The organism is Paenibacillus agricola, from assembly GCF_011440305.1.
In the GTDB taxonomy this organism is placed as follows: domain Bacteria; phylum Bacillota; class Bacilli; order Paenibacillales; family NBRC-103111; genus Paenibacillus_S; species Paenibacillus_S agricola.
Genome location: NZ_JAAOIW010000015.1, coordinates 59,597 through 76,650, shown reverse-complemented (window position 1 = coordinate 76,650; position 17,054 = coordinate 59,597). Strand labels below are relative to the sequence as shown.

Annotated in this window: 15 protein-coding genes; 13 read left to right on the top strand and 2 right to left on the bottom strand. The window is 46.7% G+C overall.

What is annotated here, in order from left to right; genetic code table 11:
- Positions 1-109 precede the first annotated feature (109 nt).
- The 12 genes from G9U52_RS29740 (at position 110) to G9U52_RS29685 (ending at position 12,488) form a co-directional block, all read left to right on the top strand.
- Positions 110-1,648: an extracellular solute-binding protein gene (locus tag G9U52_RS29740; RefSeq protein ID WP_166154526.1), complete on the top strand. Its 1,539-nt coding sequence runs from the start codon at positions 110-112 to the stop codon at positions 1,646-1,648.
- A gap of 65 nt (positions 1,649-1,713) precedes the next feature.
- Positions 1,714-2,697 carry an ABC transporter permease gene (locus G9U52_RS29735; protein WP_243767636.1) on the top strand — a complete coding sequence of 328 codons (984 nt, stop codon included), beginning with the start codon at positions 1,714-1,716 and terminating at the stop codon, positions 2,695-2,697.
- A 1-nt stretch (position 2,698) separates the two neighbouring features.
- Entirely contained in the window at positions 2,699-3,568 is an 870-nt protein-coding gene (locus tag G9U52_RS29730; protein ID WP_166154522.1) for a carbohydrate ABC transporter permease, read from the top strand.
- 29 nt (positions 3,569-3,597) lie between these two features.
- Positions 3,598-4,059, top strand: coding sequence for a VOC family protein (locus G9U52_RS29725; RefSeq protein WP_166154520.1), 462 nt, complete (start codon positions 3,598-3,600; stop codon positions 4,057-4,059).
- A gap of 48 nt (positions 4,060-4,107) precedes the next feature.
- On the top strand, positions 4,108-4,614 hold the full coding sequence (locus tag G9U52_RS29720) for a VOC family protein (RefSeq protein WP_166154518.1): 507 nt from the start codon (positions 4,108-4,110) through the stop codon (positions 4,612-4,614).
- Positions 4,614-5,312, top strand: a complete 699-nt coding sequence (locus G9U52_RS29715; RefSeq protein WP_166154516.1) for an SDR family oxidoreductase — start codon at positions 4,614-4,616, stop codon at positions 5,310-5,312. Before G9U52_RS29720 ends, G9U52_RS29715 begins: the two co-directional genes overlap by 1 nt.
- 32 nt (positions 5,313-5,344) lie before the next feature.
- Positions 5,345-6,001 (top strand): ThuA domain-containing protein, encoded by a 657-nt coding sequence (locus G9U52_RS29710; RefSeq protein ID WP_166154514.1) that lies wholly within the window; start codon positions 5,345-5,347, stop codon positions 5,999-6,001.
- Positions 6,002-6,067: 66 nt separating this feature from the next.
- A complete protein-coding gene (locus tag G9U52_RS29705) occupies positions 6,068-6,796 on the top strand; it encodes an SDR family oxidoreductase (protein WP_166154512.1) in 729 nt (242 codons plus the stop codon).
- A 69-nt stretch (positions 6,797-6,865) separates the two neighbouring features.
- Positions 6,866-7,750, top strand: a complete 885-nt coding sequence (locus G9U52_RS29700) for a TolB family protein (protein WP_166154510.1) — start codon at positions 6,866-6,868, stop codon at positions 7,748-7,750.
- Positions 7,751-7,818: 68 nt separating this feature from the next.
- The gene (locus tag G9U52_RS29695; RefSeq protein ID WP_166154508.1) at positions 7,819-8,331 is read left to right on the top strand and encodes a VOC family protein; all 513 of its coding nucleotides are present in this window, start codon (positions 7,819-7,821) and stop codon (positions 8,329-8,331) included.
- 30 nt (positions 8,332-8,361) lie between these two features.
- Complete coding sequence (locus G9U52_RS29690) at positions 8,362-9,408, top strand: sugar phosphate isomerase/epimerase family protein (protein WP_166154506.1); 1,047 nt, start codon at positions 8,362-8,364, stop codon at positions 9,406-9,408.
- Between the two features lie 161 nt (positions 9,409-9,569).
- On the top strand, positions 9,570-12,488 hold the full coding sequence (locus tag G9U52_RS29685) for a sensor domain-containing protein (RefSeq protein ID WP_166154504.1): 2,919 nt from the start codon (positions 9,570-9,572) through the stop codon (positions 12,486-12,488).
- Between the two features lie 156 nt (positions 12,489-12,644).
- Here the strand turns inward: G9U52_RS29685 and G9U52_RS29680 are convergent, their stop codons facing one another.
- Positions 12,645-13,418, bottom strand: a complete 774-nt coding sequence (locus G9U52_RS29680) for a hypothetical protein (protein ID WP_166154502.1) — start codon at positions 13,416-13,418, stop codon at positions 12,645-12,647.
- Between the two features lie 187 nt (positions 13,419-13,605).
- Here G9U52_RS29680 and G9U52_RS29675 point away from each other — a divergent pair, with 187 nt between their 5' ends.
- The gene (locus tag G9U52_RS29675) at positions 13,606-14,121 is read left to right on the top strand and encodes an acyl-CoA thioesterase (protein WP_166154500.1); all 516 of its coding nucleotides are present in this window, start codon (positions 13,606-13,608) and stop codon (positions 14,119-14,121) included.
- A 146-nt stretch (positions 14,122-14,267) separates the two neighbouring features.
- Here the strand turns inward: G9U52_RS29675 and hrpB are convergent, their stop codons facing one another.
- Entirely contained in the window at positions 14,268-16,916 is a 2,649-nt protein-coding gene (gene hrpB / locus G9U52_RS29670; protein WP_166154498.1) for an ATP-dependent helicase HrpB, read from the bottom strand.
- Positions 16,917-17,054 lie beyond the last annotated feature (138 nt).

Genomic DNA, 17,054 nt, shown 5'->3' with positions numbered 1-17,054 from the left:
TAAAGATGATAGGATTGAGTCAGTAATCAGAAGATTGAATAATGTATTCGCTTACATTTTAGTATATCTTTAGTATGTAAGATTAAGGTTGAATAAGGGGGAACGTAGAATGGTTAAGTGGATGAAAATATCGGCCGTGCTTACATTATCTGCCAGTATCGTTGCTGGATGCTCTCAAGGAGCACCAAGCCCAAATGCAGCAACTAAACCGACAGAAAACAAACCCACAGAAAACAAACCAGCAGATGCATTTAGCGAGAAAATTAGTATTAACATGATGTCCATTGCCTATGAAGGTGGGGCATGGTCGGACAAGCACCCGGTGATCGATGAACTAAATAAGAAACTTAATATCGATTTGAAAATTCAGTGGGTTCCCTCCGACAACTATGTAGAAAAACTGGGTGTTATGGCCGCTTCCAATTCATTTCCCGATGTATTCAGAATCAATAGCTCTGAATTTTTGAAGTGGCGCGATAAAGGTGTTTTTCTGGACATAGCCCCAATGATCAAGGATTATCCGAACTTAACCAAGGAAATTTCCGCGGAAGTGCTTGCTGTCGGGAATCCCAAAGGGAAAACGTATGCCCTGCCGAACTGGACGCCGGAAGCCCGCGAAACACTGCTTATCCGTAAGGATTGGTTGACGAAGCTGAATTTGAAAGCGCCAACAACCATCGACGAATTTTATGAAGTTGCCAAAGCATTCACGAAGAACGATCCAGACGGCAACGGTAAAGACGACACTATGGGTTACTCCTTTGCCGTCTCGAACAACAGAAGCTTTACCCGTGGTGCAGACCCGCTCCGCTTCGCTTTTGGTTTAGCTAACGGGTGGAAGGAAGTAAACGGGGCCATCGTTCCATGGCAGGCACAAACCAAGGAATTGAAAGACTTTTTAACCTTTACGAATAAAATGTATGCGGATGGGCTTCTTGATAAGGATTTTGCCATCAATAAAAATCAGGATCCGGATTTTAAATTCGAAGCCAGCAAGGTCGGGTTTACGGATGTGCCTGCAACCAACATTTATGACAGCGGTCTTCCGAATCTGCTTAAGGTTGTGCCTACCGCGGAGGTGCTGCAGATCGTTCCGCCAAAAGGACCTGCAGGTCAGGGTAATACGACATATGCGACCACCAATAAGGTTGTTATTAATGCCAAAATAGATAAGAAAAAGCAAGAACGCATTATGGCACTGATGGATTATATGGTGACAGATGAAGGACATTCTCTAATCACTTATGGAGTAAACGGCATTCACTACAAAAAAACAGGTGACAAATATGAAGTCCTTCCAGCATTCGAATCCGACCGTCCTATGCTGATCAACTTTTGGTTCTTCCACAAATTTGACCCGCTTAACACAGTAAGACCTTGGGAAGATCAGGAAAAGCCTAAAAAGGTGCTCGCTTTGTTTGAGGTGAACAAGAAGTATCTGGTGGCCGACAAGGGGGCTGGGCTCTTCTCGGAAACGTCTACCAAATCCGGCGCATCCCTTGATCAAAAGCTGATGGGTGAGATGGTAGCCATTATTATGGGTCAGAAGCCTGTGGATACGATTGAAGCTGCCGTAGATGCATGGAAGAAAAATGGTGGGGACAACATCATAGCTGAAATGAACGAGCAGTATAAGCTAACGAAATAAACGAACATTTCTATAAGGAGAGGATCACCATTCAGAATTTTGTCTGGTGATCATCTTTTTACACAATGGCTTGGGAAAGGACAATGATGATGAAGGCGATAAGTCTAAAGGACAAACAAGAAGAAGCATCGTCTTTGACAGAAAGTAGGCGGAAGTTAGGTGCATGGAAGCGGGGAATCCCGTTATATCTGATGATTTTCCCGGGATTATTATACTTTATCATTTTTAAATACATTCCTATGGGCGGGGTCCTTATTGCCTTCCAAGCGTTTGATCCCTTCGACGGATTTATTAACAGCGACTGGGTGGGTCTGGAGAACTTTCGCAAGCTGTTCGGGGAGCAGGATTTCACACTGCTGCTCAAAAACACTTTGATTCTGAGCGGAATGAATCTATTCTTGTTCTTCCCGGCACCGATACTGCTGGCCTTATTGCTTAATGAAGTCAGGCAGACATGGTTCCGCAAAATTGTGCAAACCGTCGTTTATATCCCCCACTTTCTATCATGGGTAATCGTCGTCAGTATTACAATCCTGTTGTTCTCGGTACAGGAAGGTGGCGTCAACAAGCTGTTGATGGAATGGGGCTTCAATCCCATTCAATTACTTACCGATCGGGATTACTTCCGCTTCACGTATGTGTTTCAAAGTATATGGAAAGAGGCCGGCTGGAGCGCCGTTATATTCTTCGCGGCACTAGCTTCCATTGATCCTACCTTATACGAGGCAGCCGTTGTGGATGGAGCCAGCCGCTGGAGACAAATGTGGCATATCACCTTACCTGGATTAAGAACGACGATCATTATCCTGTTCATTCTCAGGGTTGGTTATTTAATGGATACGGGTTTCGAGCACATACTCCTGATGCAAAATCCGACGAACCTGCAGCTATCGGATGTATTCGATACCTTCGTATACCGGACCGGTATTATCCAGGGAGATTTCAGCTATACGACAGCTGTAGGGCTGTTTAAATCTGTGATTGGCCTGTGCTTGATTGTAATCGCGAACTGGACAGCCAAAAAGGTTGGGGAAGAGGGGGTCTATTAAGATGAAAGCACATGATTTCAGAGGTAGGGCTCCTGTGTACCAAGCCGTAGTGTTTAGCTTGCTGATTCTCGTTATTTTTATAGCCGTGATTCCATTTTTGTATGTACTTCTGACCTCCTTTGCGACCAAACAAGAAATTATTACGCGAGGTTTTTTTCTTATACCGAAGGTTTGGACGACTAACGCTTATTCCTATCTAATGGATAACCGTAACTTTCTGACATCTTTTAAAAATTCCGTTATTATCACGGCAACTGGCACAACGATAAGTATGGTGTTAACCACCTTAATGGCTTACGGATTATCCAAAACCTGGCTGAAGGGCCGCAATATTATAAATTTCATGGTGCTGTTTACGATGCTGTTCAGCGGGGGAATGATTCCACTCTATCTGCTTGTAAGAGGTCTTCATCTGCTGGACAGCTATTGGGCCTTATTCTTGACCAGTGCGATTGCTCCTTTTAATCTGATTGTTATTCGGAGTTCGTTCCAGAACTTTCCCATTGAAATTGAGGAATCTGCGCGCATTGATGGCTGCTCGGAATTCAGTATGCTTTGGAGAATCGTAATCCCGCTATCCATGCCGGTAATCGCCACCTTCACACTCTTTTACACCGTGGAATATTGGAATTCCTATTTTAGCGCGATCCTGTATATTAATGATTCCAACAAGCTGCCCATACAAGTGTTTCTCCGGCAGATGTTGATTCAACCTAGTGAAAACATGGGGGCGTCAGTGGAGGGATTGGAGTTCAGTCCAGCTGTGAGGATGGCCGCGGTCGTATTTACAGCGGCACCGCTGCTCATCGTGTATCCCTTCTTGCAAAAGTATTTCAATAAAGGCATGCTGCTAGGATCTGTAAAAGGTTAAACCACAAATCGTTCAAAGGAGAATGGAAAATGGAAAAAAACTTGCTGGGTACTCATGTTATTACACAAATCGGTATTTTGGTTCATGATATTGAAAAGACCTCTCAGGCTTATGCCGACTTCTTCGGTGTGGCCAATCCGGGCTGGTCGATCACCGGAGCTGTGGATGTGGCCGAAACGGAATACAGAGGAGAACGTTCGGAAGCCAGAGCGAAGCTGGCATTCTTCAATATGGGCTCACTGCAGCTGGAGCTGATTGAACCCGATGAGCATCCTAGCACATGGCGGGAATATTTGGATGAGCATGGTGAGGGTCCGCATCATATCGCATTTGGAGTCGAGGGAATGAAGGATATCGTTACGACGCTTGCGCGTAATGAAATGCCTTTACTGCAAAAAGGCGAATATACAGGTGGAAGATATGCCTATATCGATACGCTTGAGCCCTTGAAAATCATTGTAGAGCTGTTGGAGAGAGATAAAAAGAAGTAGGCAAAAAACAAATAGGCGAGTAACCATCCTGCGAGGAGCTGTAAAGACATGGAGCATATCGAGAACCAGAATTTAATGAAAATCGGCATCGTCGTGGATAACATCGAAGAGGCGGCTAGGCAATTTACTGAATTGTTCGGTATGGAGATGCCTGTTATTCGTACACCTGATTTTAGCAAAGAACCTCAGCATACAGAGAGCGGATACACCTGGTATCGTGGCCAATTCATTCCGGGTCGCGTTAAATTAGCCAATTTACAGATGGGGCCGGTGACAGTTGAATTGCTGGAAGCCTACGATGAGCCTAGCTCGTGGAACGAATTTAAGCAGCAGGCGGGACAAGGCGTTCATTTCATAACATTTACAGTTCCCGGTTTTGAGCAGCATATTAATTTGATGGAAAGTAAAGGGTTTCCTTTGACCCATAAAGGCGAATATGGAAAAGGACGCTACAGCTATTTTGACACGATTGCAAAGCTTGGGGTTACGCTCGGTCTGCAGGAGCTGGGTGAACCTAAGGATAATCCGGTTATGCCGAAGGTGGAGGTACAATAATGAACATTCTAATAACAGGTGCAAATCGTGGGCTTGGTTACCATCTGACAACGATTGCAGCCCAGAGGGGTCACCATATTATCGCGGGAATCCGTGCCTCCAGCCCGGACGGGCAGTTGCTGGAGCTGATCAACGGGTTTCCCGGTCAGATCGAGGCTGTAGAACTGGATGTAACCCGTGAGGAGACTATTGCCCGATTGGCGGAGAAGCTGAAGACGGCAGGGCAAACGGTAGATGCGATCATCAACAGCGCAGGCATTCTGCTTGGTCGGGGCGTCAAGCTCGAAGACCTGCAGATGGAGGATGTAGCCCAGAGCTTTGAGATTAATTTGTTCGGACCGATGAGGGTGATCAAGCATATATTGCCCTTAATGCCGGACGGAGCATCGCGCGTGGTAATCAATGTATCATCTGAAGCGGGAAGCATGTCCAACGCTTACGGCGGGGACTATCCCTACGCGATATCAAAGACAGCGATCAACATGTTCTCCAAGCAGCTAAGAAAATATGTAAAGGGTAGAGAAATTCGCGTTTATGCTCTCCATCCGGGGTGGATCAAAACGGATATGGGCGGTGAGAAGGCTCCCGGCGACCCCGTGGAAAGTGCGCGGGGCATCCTCGATATTGTGGAGATGAAAAAGGAGATTCCCGACGAGCACTTCTTTATTAATTTTAAAGGAGAACCGATGCCGATTTAAGCCTTTACTTACACATAGGGAGGAACCAAATCATGAAAACCATCTATGCGATTGTCGGGGATTACTATCATCCCGGGGATCTGATTCAACAATCTTTGAGTTTAGCTATGAAGCCTCTGACGGATAGCGGTCAATATGAATTGGCGTATGTATCGGCGGAGGATTTGACCGATCGACTACTTAGCAAGCCTGCGGCAGTCATCCTGTTTAAGGAGGATCGGGTTAATCCAAAGGATGATCATATCGAGCATTGGCTAACGGAGCCTTTATCGACTGCAATTACCCGTTATGTGGAAGAGGGAGGGGGCTTCCTCGCCTGGCATTCCGGACTTGCCTCTTACCCGCCGGATTCGGCATTTATTCAAATGCTCAGAGGTTATTTCGAGCATCATCCATCCAAGCACCAAGTAGTAAGCTATAAAGGAGTGCTTCCTTCCGAGCCGTCTCGGGAAATATCGTTTGAGATTGTGGATGAGCATTATTTTGTCAGCTGTGATGAGGCGAATACCGATATTTTTCTGAAATCTGAATCGGTTGACGGCAGCTCTATAGGGGGCTGGGCGCACAGCTTTGGTCAAGGACAGGTTTGCTGCTTGACTCCGGCTCATAATAAAGAAGGGCTCCTTCATCCAGGGATGATCGAGCTGCTTCGAAGCTCTGTACTGCGATGCTGCGAGTCGGTGGTTTAACACGAGGAGACAAGGCATAAAGCAGCGGTTTTATCTCGCAGGATTCCTAATCAAGGAGGTGGCCCAGTGGAGCTCAAGGATAGAATAGCCGTAGTTACCGGCGGTAGCCAAGGCATTGGCTTTGCAACGGTGCAAGCTTTAGCTAAAGAGAGCGTTAAGGTCATTGCGCTTGTGCGGGATCTAGACGTATTAAATCAATCGTTGGACTCTTTAGGTGCAGCAAGCAAAGCTCAGATTACAGGTATAAGAACGGATGTTAGAGATGAGAACGATGTGCAACAGACTTTTAAACAAATCATTACCGAATTTGGCCATATTGATATTCTTGTGAACTGTGCAGGAGTAAGCATGAGTGATAAGAAACGGCTGGAAGATTCTGATACAGCAGAGTGGAAACGGATTATAGACACGAATTTAACAGGAACTTACCTGATGTGCCGGGAAGCTCTGCCCCTTATGATCAGTAGAAATTCGGGCTTCATAATAAATATTTTATCGACAGCCGCGTATAAGAGTTCAAGCGGTAATAGCTTGTATGCAGCTTCGAAATTCGGAGTAAGGGCTTTGACCGAGGCAATGATTGAAGAAAACAGGCGCTCAGGGATACGAATCTCCTCGATTAGTCCAGGTGCGGTCGATACCCCAATATGGAACCACAAAACCAATTTTGTGACACCAGAGGACAGGGCTACCATGTTAAGGCCTGAGGATATATCCAGCTTGGTCATGTATCTATTATGTCTTCCGATGACCGTACATATAGAGAATATGACCGTTACGCCTTGGCTGCGTTGATATATAAGGAACCAGATTCGTTATTTAATAATTGAGTTATGCACAGCCCAATAAATCAGGGAGGCTTTGATGATGGATACTTTAAAAATTCCTCGCAGGATTACAGGGCGGAACGTGATAAGTACGCTTGAAACTATAAATATTCAAACGGGTGAGCGAATTGTTCGATCCCAGTTCGACTATTTGATCGAGGCTCCGAACTGGACTCAAGACGGAAAGAAGCTTATTTATAACAGCCTTGGTCGCATATATTCCTTTGACATCGACTCACAGGAAAGCACGGTTATCGATACCGGATACGCGGATCAGTGCAATAATGACCATGTCTTATCCCCCGACCATACACAAATCGCGATTAGCCACGCCACCTACGAGGATGGCAAGTCCCGCATTTACGTTGTACCCCTTGAGGGTGGTAATCCGGTGCTGCTCACCCCTATGGCTCCCAGCTATTTGCACGGCTGGTCGCCGAACGGAAGCGAGCTCGCCTACTGTGCGGAACGAAACGGCCAGTACGATATCTATACGATATCGGTAACAGGTGGTGTAGAGACACAGCTGACTGATGTGGTAGGTCTTGACGATGGCCCCGAATATTCACCGGATGGTAAGCATATATGGTTTAATTCAACGCGAACGGGACTCATGCAGGTGTGGCGTATGAACGCAGATGGCAGCGAACAGACGCAGATGACCTTCGATGAAAGCAATAACTGGTTTCCGCACGTGTCCCCGGACGGAGAATCGATAGCTTATATCACCTACCGCAAGGGTGATGTAGCTCCTGGAGATCATCCACCGAATAAAGATGTTGAAATTCGATTAATGTCATCCAACGGTGGCGGATTTCAGACTCTGGCGCAGCTATTCGGCGGACAGGGCACACTCAATGTCAACTCATGGTCGCCCGACAGCAAGCAGCTGGCATTTGTGAGTTATCAACTGAAGGAATAGACGACACGTATTTGAGCGATGGAACCATAGGCCAAAGACTATAATGACGAATGAATGGAGCGATTAATTTGGATAAGATATCGAATAACCAAATCATTAAGCTGGGTGTTGTCGTGGATAATCTGGAGGAAGCGTTTCAATACTATATGGATTTATTTAAGCTTGATCCTGCCAAAATGAGAGCACCCAAACCCAGACCCCCACAGTCTGATTCCACACCAGCCGGTTCTACTGCAACAGCAGCTCCGGAGGGAGGAAATACACCCTTTGTATGGTATAGGGGCGAATACAAAAAAGCACGTTGCAGAACGGCTATCATTCCTTTGGAGCCCATCTATCTTGAATTGATAGAGCCTTACGATGAAGAAAGTCCCTGGACCGAATTTAGAGAGCAGCATGGACCGGGCATCCATTTTATGACATTTCATATTGATGGCTTTGAGGAGCATATTCAATTAATGGGAAGTAAAGAAATGCCGGCCTTCTTTAAGCAAGAGAAAGGCAAGGAACGTTATGCTTATTTTGATTCAGTCGCCAAGATGGGCACTATGATTGAGTTCAAAGAAATAGATAAACAATAAAATTTGCCTCAAGAAAAGGAGGACACAGTCTTGAGTAATATACAATCTACAGAGGACTCATTTGCAAAGGTTTATACACAAATCCCGACCAGCCATTATTTGATAAACAACCACAATGGGCCCTATTATACGGGTGATTACAAGCTGGGTCTCAATCTGTATAGCTTCAGTCATAATTTGAGCTCATGGCTGCAAGGCAGCACGGATGGCGCGCCTCCGGTTGATACGATGCAGCTCATCCGCTTTGCTAAGGAAGCTGGCTTTGATTCTGTGGATATCACCGCTTATTATATTCCTGGCTATGAGAACTTCACCTTGCCCACGAAACCAGTTGAAGAAATCGTCGAATATGCGAGGAATATCAAAAAGCTTTGTGCTGAATTGGGAATAGCCATCAGCGGGACGGGGGTCAAGAACGATTTTGCCGACCCGAATGAGGAAAGACGTGCATTAGATATCGAGCGTGTTAAGTATTGGATCGATATAGCGGTCGAAATGGGAGCCCCTGTTATGCGTGTGTTTAATGGGGAGATCCCAGAAGATATACTAAGCCAGGATTGGGAAACCATAGCCAAGGAGCGGATCGTACCAAGCTTAAGAGAATGTGCCGAATACGGAGCAACCAAAGGGGTCAAGATTGGCATGCAAAATCATGGCGATATGACTTCAACGGCCGATCAGGTCATACGCATCCTGGAGTGGGTGGATCACCCGAATCTTGGCGTAGTTAATGATACCGGTTGCTACAAGAAGTTCAACGAAAAAACTGGTGAAGGCTATGCTTGGTATGACGATATTGAAGCAGTCGTTCCTTACACCCTTAATTTTCAGGTCAAAAGAAAGCCTGCCGGACCCAATACTGAGCAGCTAACTGATCTGTTGGAGTTCTTTACCAGACTTCGGTATAGCAATTACAGGGGGTATATTCCATTAGAGACATTATGGGTCAATGCTGATGTCAATCACCCCAAATATCTTTCAGAGCCGCCTTATGAGCAAATTTGCGATTTTCTGGGCCTAATAAGAGCAGCAGCGGAAAGCACGAAGGACCATTTATCTTCCAAGATCAATCGATAAATAATAAGAGAATAAGTAAACCCAGCTTGGTGGACGTTGACCAGGTTGGGTTTTTTCGTGTGTAAAACTAATACTTCTCAAGGATAAGTCTAATACTTTTCTAACATTGGCGCTATATACTTAATTTAACGCGTAAACAAGATGATCGGAGAGAGTAGACGATGCGAAACGAATTTATCATCCATAAAGACTTTCCAAATTTGAGTGAAACGGATCATGATGAGTTAGTCCGGCTACATATAAAAAAAAATAAAAGCTTTGAAATTATCCAAAAGATAGCAAATTTAGGTACTTGGGAATATGACTATAAGAGTAATCTTGTGACGTGGTCCCAGCAAATGTTTATCATATGTGGTATTACTACAGGTGTGACTATGCAGCATGAAGACTTTTTCAAACTTGTGCACCCTAAGGATCGGAAGCAAGCAGAGGAAAAGATGTTAGCTGCTATTGAAAATAAGACCGAATATGAAATTGAACTAAGGTTAGTCCGCCCAAGCGGTGAAGTGCGGTATGTGATCGAAACTGTGCAATTTATGCTGGATTCAAACAACGAATTGGCAACGATTATAGGTGTCATTCAAGATGTAACGGAAAACAAAAGTCTTCGTTTGCGTTTAAAAGAAGAAGAACAATACTACGAATCATTGTTTAACAATAATGCGGATTCTATTTTTTCTTTTGACCTTGAAGGGAATTTTTTGTCTGGTAATAAAGTGCTTGAGGAGACCTTTGGCTACAGTAAGGAAGAGCTATTAAAATTAAGCTTTAAGGATGTTGTTGAACCGGAATGCTATCAAAAAACATTAGATTTCTTTATGAAAACAAAAACCACGCTAATGCCTCAAAACTATGAAAGCATTGGAATCCACAAAAATGGGGATCGGATGGAATTTAGTTTGACGAATATCCCGATTATCATTAATGGTGAATTGGTGGGTGTATATGGGATCGCTAAAAATATTACCGATAAAAAAGTGCTTGAACAATCTTTAAGGGAAGCAGATATTAAATATCGAAGTATTGTAGAGCAGTCTATTGTGGGTGTTTTTATTGCACAGCATGGTAAATTTGTCTACACGAACCCGCATTTGAATCAACTGCTTGGTCAAACTACCTTATTGGGCACCGATATCTATGAAAGCATACATCCTGAGGATAGGCAGAATGTAGTTACTCAGATTCTTGCTTTAAAGGAAGGCCAATCGATCAGGAATCTGAGCCATAGGACAATCAAACAAGATGGCACGATTATTATTGTTGAGGTTCACTATACCAGAATCATTCACCAGGGAGAAATTGCGACAATTGGTACCGTTCTGGATGTTACAGATCGTAAAAAAACGGAGGAATTGAACCAATATATCGCTTACCATGATTATTTAACGGAGCTTCCTAATCGCAGAATGTTTGAGCAGCGGCTAGGTACATTGCTTAGCGGGAATTTAGATCTTACCCAACAAATAGCCGTCATGCTGATCGATTTGGATAGGTTTAAGCTGGTGAACGATACATTAGGACATGCTATTGGAGATGCGCTTCTAAACCAATTTGCTACCAAATTGCAAGGCTGCTGCCTGGATGAAAGACAAACGGTTTATCGGCTTAGCGGAGATGAATTTTGCATTATTTTAACGGATATTAAAAGCCAGGATGAGATTGAAATGGTTTCGGATAAAATTTTGCAAATGACCAAAGAAGAATTTATCGCAGATGGATATGAGCTTCATATCTCTGCCAGCATCGGCATTAGTCGTTCCCCTGAGAACGGAAGCACAGTAGATAGCTTGTTTAAGCATGCGGATACAGCTCTCTATTATGCCAAATCACAAGGGAGAAACCAGGTTCAGTACTATACCGCCGCTTTAAATATGCATTCATTTAAACACTTTGCTTTAAGCAATGACCTTCGGAAGGCTTTGGCTAAAGATGAGCTATTCATTCAGTATATGCCTCGTGTTCAAGCCCAAACGACCGAAATTTTGGGAGTGGAGGCACTCGTCCGCTGGAATCATCCTGATTGGGGCCTAGTATCCCCAGCAGAATTTGTCCCGATTGCCGAAGAAACAGGGCTGATTATTCCGATAGGGGAATGGGTATTACGTGAAGCCTGCAAGCAAAATAAACGATGGCAGGACATGGGCTTTACGAGCATGACCGTATCGGTCAACTTCTCAGTAAAGCAGCTATTGCAACAAAATATTTTGCAAACGATCGACCGCATTGTTGAGGAAACCGGACTTTCTCCAGAGTATTTGGAAATTGAAATCACAGAAAGCTCCTTTATCAGTAATGAAAAAGAAGTGATCCATTTGCTTGATGAGCTGAAAAAACGGAAAATCAAAGTGTCTTTGGATGATTTCGGAACAGGCTTTTCCTCGTTATATTTACTTAAACAATTATCCTTGGACACTATTAAAATAGATAAATCATTTGTAGAAGAGATTTTAACAAATCCTGTGAATAAAAGCATTATTGAGTGTATTTTGAGCCTGGCAAAGGCAATGAATATGAATGTAGTTGCTGAGGGTGTCGAAACAGCAGAGCAATATGCGTTCTTGAAATCGAAGGAATGTGATGAAATCCAAGGCTATTATTTCAGCCGTCCACTGGATATCAAGGATTTAGAGGCATTATTGAAAAGTAAGCAAATGAATACTCAACTGGCGATCAGGAACCAGGCCAAGATAGTAAGTAACCGTAGAGGTTATTCACGACTTGATTGGGTTAATCCCTTAATCGCCATGATGGAAATAGAGATGTTCAAAGACAAAAAGCTGGAGCTTGGTATTAAAGAAGTGTTGGTTACCCATATAGGAGCTAAAGGGCTGAACTTTTTAATGGCGGCTAGGATGCCTCTTTATGGGGATACGGTTATCAAATTTAGAATCGAAATTTTCAATGAAGCTTATGAATTTAGCGGCAAGATCGCTTGGTTTCAAGAAATGCAGGATTGCGATTTTTTTGAATATGGTGTGCAGTTTCAAAATGGAGATCATTTACAAATGGCATCGATTCAAGCCTTACGCGCGCTTTTTACCTTAGCCGAGCAGGCTTCCCCTGCCCAGCTTGTCCAATAATGAGATTAGACAAAAAAAGAAAAGCCTCTGCTGTATGATCAGCTTCGGGCTCTTTTTTGTTAGGCGATATGCATAGTTGAAGATAAGGTGGAGACATGGCCACATGCATAGTTAGCAAGATGAGATCAAGTTTGTCTGACCAAGCCTTGATCCTGCCTAGCTGGTTTTCACGATTTTGGCCGCATTGTTGATTTTGTATTTGACTGGATGCTTGCTTAGCTTCTTCGCTACCAGCTTGGCTTCACATGTAATTTTGTCGCCAATCTGCAGCTCTATTTTTTTCAAAGCATTACTGTAGCTGGACCAGGCCGTGTCTAACGTAAAGGTTTCCTCATTACTGGCAAAGGAAACGGACTCAAAGATAACAACCTCATCATCATTATCACTGAATGGATTAGGCACCATCGCAAACTCAGAGACAGTAGCCTCAATGGAGACCTTGCCCTCGGGAAGCTCTACAGGTGGCTCGGGTGGAGCTTGGGGTTTGCCGGCTTCCTTTTTCGCTTCGCTTTTGGCTGGCTTCTTCTCAACCGAGTTGACGAACTCAGCTTCTGCTGCGCCAGCATCTCGAGTCCCAGCTTCTAAGGCATTTTCTACCACCCCAGCCTCAAGGGTAGCGATCCCTGAGGAATCCGACTCCAAAACGTCGGGATCTTCCTCAAGCTTGCCTTTGCCAAAGCTTGCGGTTTGCATCTCTCGAAGATAAGAAGGATGAATATTATGGAGATGCTCGCCAACCTGAATAACAGCGAACACCAGATCCGCGTAGCCAATAACCTCACAAGCCACATCCATATTTTGCGCTCGATATCGTAGTGTTTTGGGCTTGGTCGCTTTTTGGGGCAATAGACCCCAGCTTTTGCAAAAAGCCATCGCTTGCTCTTCATCGTCGAACTTCGAATAGTGAACGGGACTGATCCAATGTGCCATAGGTGTTCCTCCTGAAAGTTTTTGATCTTATACGTAGTTTACCATGTTTATTTGTAATGAAAAAGCTGCACGAGTTAATAGTCCCTGGACCTACCTCAAAAGCTTGTGGGGGTTTAATGTAAGTAGTAGGCCGAATTCGAGAAGATATGATATGATATGTAAAGTTTATATGCAAAGGAGCCCATCTATGGAGCAGCAACGATTTGTAAAAGAGTCAAGGTCTTACAAAACATCACGGGTATTTCCGGTTGATGTCAATAACAATAACACGCTGTTCGGCGGCAAATTGATGGCCTATATCGATGATATTGCATCCATTGCGGCATCCAAGCACTGTCGTTGCTCGGTCGTTACAGCTTCGACGGATTCGGTCGATTTTTTGCTGCCGATCAACCCGAGTGATGCTGTATCCTTGGAGTCATTCGTCACTTGGACAGGAACAAGCTCGATGGAGGTGTTCGTCAAGGTAGTGACCGAGGATTTGAAAACCGGCGAACGCGCAATTGCCGCGACTTCGTTCCTGACCTTTGTGGCAATGGACAGCAATCGGAAAACCGTCAAGGTTCCCGCAGTTGTCCCCGAAACCGAGGAGGAGCGCCAGCTTCATGAAACAGGCTTCAAACGTGCGGAGATGCGCAAGTACCGTCGCGAGGAAAGCAAAAAGTTCGCCCATTTTTTGATTACGAAGTTTCCTTGGGAGTAAGGAATACGGAATAGGCAAATAAAGTAGTAATTGAGACTCCTTTGGATTAGAAATACATAGGATTGATACGGAAGTTGGGTCAAATAAGTAAAGCTCTGGCGCTTGAATGCGACAGAGCTGTTTTTTTGTTTCGCACTGGATAACGATTATTGAATGTTCTTGGGACGAACCCGGCTAGTGGGCATCGCAACGAGCGGGTCGTCTGGCCAATAATGCTTCGGGTAACGCCCTTTGAGGTCTTTCTTGACCTCGAAGTAGGTGTTGCTCCAGAAGCTTGCCAGATCGCTTGTAACCTGGACGGGGCGTTGGGCAGGCGACAGTAAATGCAGCAGCAGCGGAACTCGCTCCCGGGCAATCCGCGGCGTTTGCTTCAGCCCAAACAGCTCCTGCAGCCTTACCGCAAGCGTCGGGGCCTCGCAGTCGCTGTAGTCAATGGCAATCCGCGAGCCGCTTGGGACGGTGATGTGGGTGGGAGCCCACTCGTTGAGCATGCGTCGCTGCTCCCAGCTGAGCAGCGACTCCAGCACATCCACGACATTCAGCCGCTGCAGGTCGCCGCGGCTTTTCATGCCGTGCAGATGCGGCGCGAGCCAGTGGCCCAGCGATTCGGTGAGAGCCTCATCGGAAACGTCGGGCCACTCGGCATCATGCCGATGCATGAAGCGGAGCCGCTCGCGCAATTGATTCGCTGCCTTGCTCCAGGGCAGCATCGTCGCCCAGCCTTGCTCGCTGATCCCGTTCAGCAGCGCAGCTAGAACTTCATCAGGATGGGGCGAATGATTCGCCATATCCTTGAGCAGGAGCGCACCTAAGCGGACATAGGTGCGCGAGCGCACGGCCTGGACGGATTCATCCCAGGCCGTCACCTTCTGCTGCTCAATACTGCTGTGGAAGTGGCGTTCCACCTCCTCTATGTCAATGGGAGCAGCAAGGTAAACCCGGCTGTCTGTGCCTTGGTCATCGAGCTCAGCGGCCACCAAATAAGCCGCCGCCGATAGCGGCTGCATCTGTGCGAACGTTGCTCCGCGCCCATTGCTTAAGCGGAAGCTTCCCTGCGCTCTGCGCTGCCCAATGCGGTCAGGGAATGCAAAGGCTAACAACAGACCGCAGGCAAACACATCCTCGGTATTGTAGGGACGGGTTAACTGAAGCTCCTTTTTCCATTGCTTCGCTTCCGTCCATATACGTTTGCAGGCGGCTAGGTCAACACTGAATCCTTCATGGTAAAGAGGAGCTTTCATCGCTGAGCCCAGCTCGGATTCCTTCGTATTGTGCTGGAGCCGGGGCATTGCACCATGCTCAACACGCCCGAAATCCCCCGAACTGTACTCGAATCCAGATCTCATCGCCATATGCAACGCCTCCAAGCGAAGCCGCAGGTCGGCATTGGGTGTTGCCGGATCTCCCTTGAGGATATCGCGCTCATTGAGCATTGCGGCCAGCTCGCAGGCCAATTCCCCCAAGCCAAGCGGGATGGCGCTCAGCACCATATGCGCCAGGCGCGGATGCATGCCAAGGCCAGCCATCTGGCGCCCAGCTGCCGTAATCGATCCATCCGCATGCAACGCGCCTAGCTGGACGAGCAGGGAGCGCGCTTGCGAGAAGGCCGCCTGGGGCGGCGGGTCCAGCCATTGCAGCTCAAGCGGGTCGGCTACGCCCCAAGCTGCCAGTTCGAGTGCCAAGGGAGCGAGATCAGCCTCAGCGATTTCCGGCCTGCTTAGTGGGACGAGAAGCTTATGCTCCGCTTCCGTCCATAGCCGATAGCAGGTGCCGGGACCGAGCCGTCCAGCACGCCCTCGGCGCTGGTCTGCCGAGGCCAGCGATACCTGCACGGTTTCCAGCCGTGCCATGCCGGTCCGCGGCGAGAAGCGGGGGACGCGGCTGAGTCCGCTGTCGATCACGATGCGAATGCCACCAACCGTCAGGCTCGACTCCGCAATGGAGGTGGTCAGCACAATTTTGCGGATTCCAGGTACTGCGGGCGCAATGGCTTTATCCTGGCTTTCTTGCGGCAAGGAGCCATATAGCGGCATGATTTGTACAGAGGAGCCCAGCTTCATCGCTTTTAGCCGTGATTCGACACGCCGAATTTCACCCGTTCCGGGAAGAAAAACGAGCACATCCCCTTCTTCATGCTTGTCAAGCGCATCGGAAATGCTTCGCACTACAGCCGCTTCAATGCGCGCAACAGATGTAGCCGCACCGAGTCGTGCCTCAATTTGGCGTTCGAGATAGTGGGTAGCTACCTCGTAGCTTTGCCCGTCGCTTATAATGACTGGTGCTTGGCCCATCAGCTTAGCGACCGCTTGCGCGTCGAGGGTTGCGGACATGACAAGAATCCGCAGGTCATCCCGAAGCAAAGCCTGCGCTTGCAGGCATAAAGCCAAGCCAAGATCGGCATGGAGGTTGCGCTCATGGAATTCATCGAAGATCACAATGCCGACACCCTCCAGCCCAGGATCATGCTGGAGCATGCGGGTGAGCACGCCCTCCGTGATCACCTCTATTCGCGTCTTGGGCCCGACCCGGGTATCCAGCCGTACCCGATAGCCGACCGTTTCGCCGACCTGCTCCCCTAAAGCGGCCGCCATGAATCTCGCTGCTGTCCTAGCAGCCAAACGTCGCGGCTCCAGCATGAGGATCCTCTGGTTTGCGAATAGCTCATCCTCCAGCAATGCCAGTGGAATTCGGGTGGTTTTGCCTGCGCCTGGCGGAGCAACCAGCACAACACCTGTATGGGTATGTAAGGCCTTCATTAGTTGAGGAAGAACAGTATTAATAGGCAATAGTGCCATAACATCACTCCATAGGGTTCATTCTGAAATCTATCATAACGCTTATGGACACAATATGAAAATAAGCGATGTTAGGAGAAGTAATAAGCTGTTTTAGGGAGGATATTTAAACTAAAGCTCATGGCAAAAAAAGCCGCA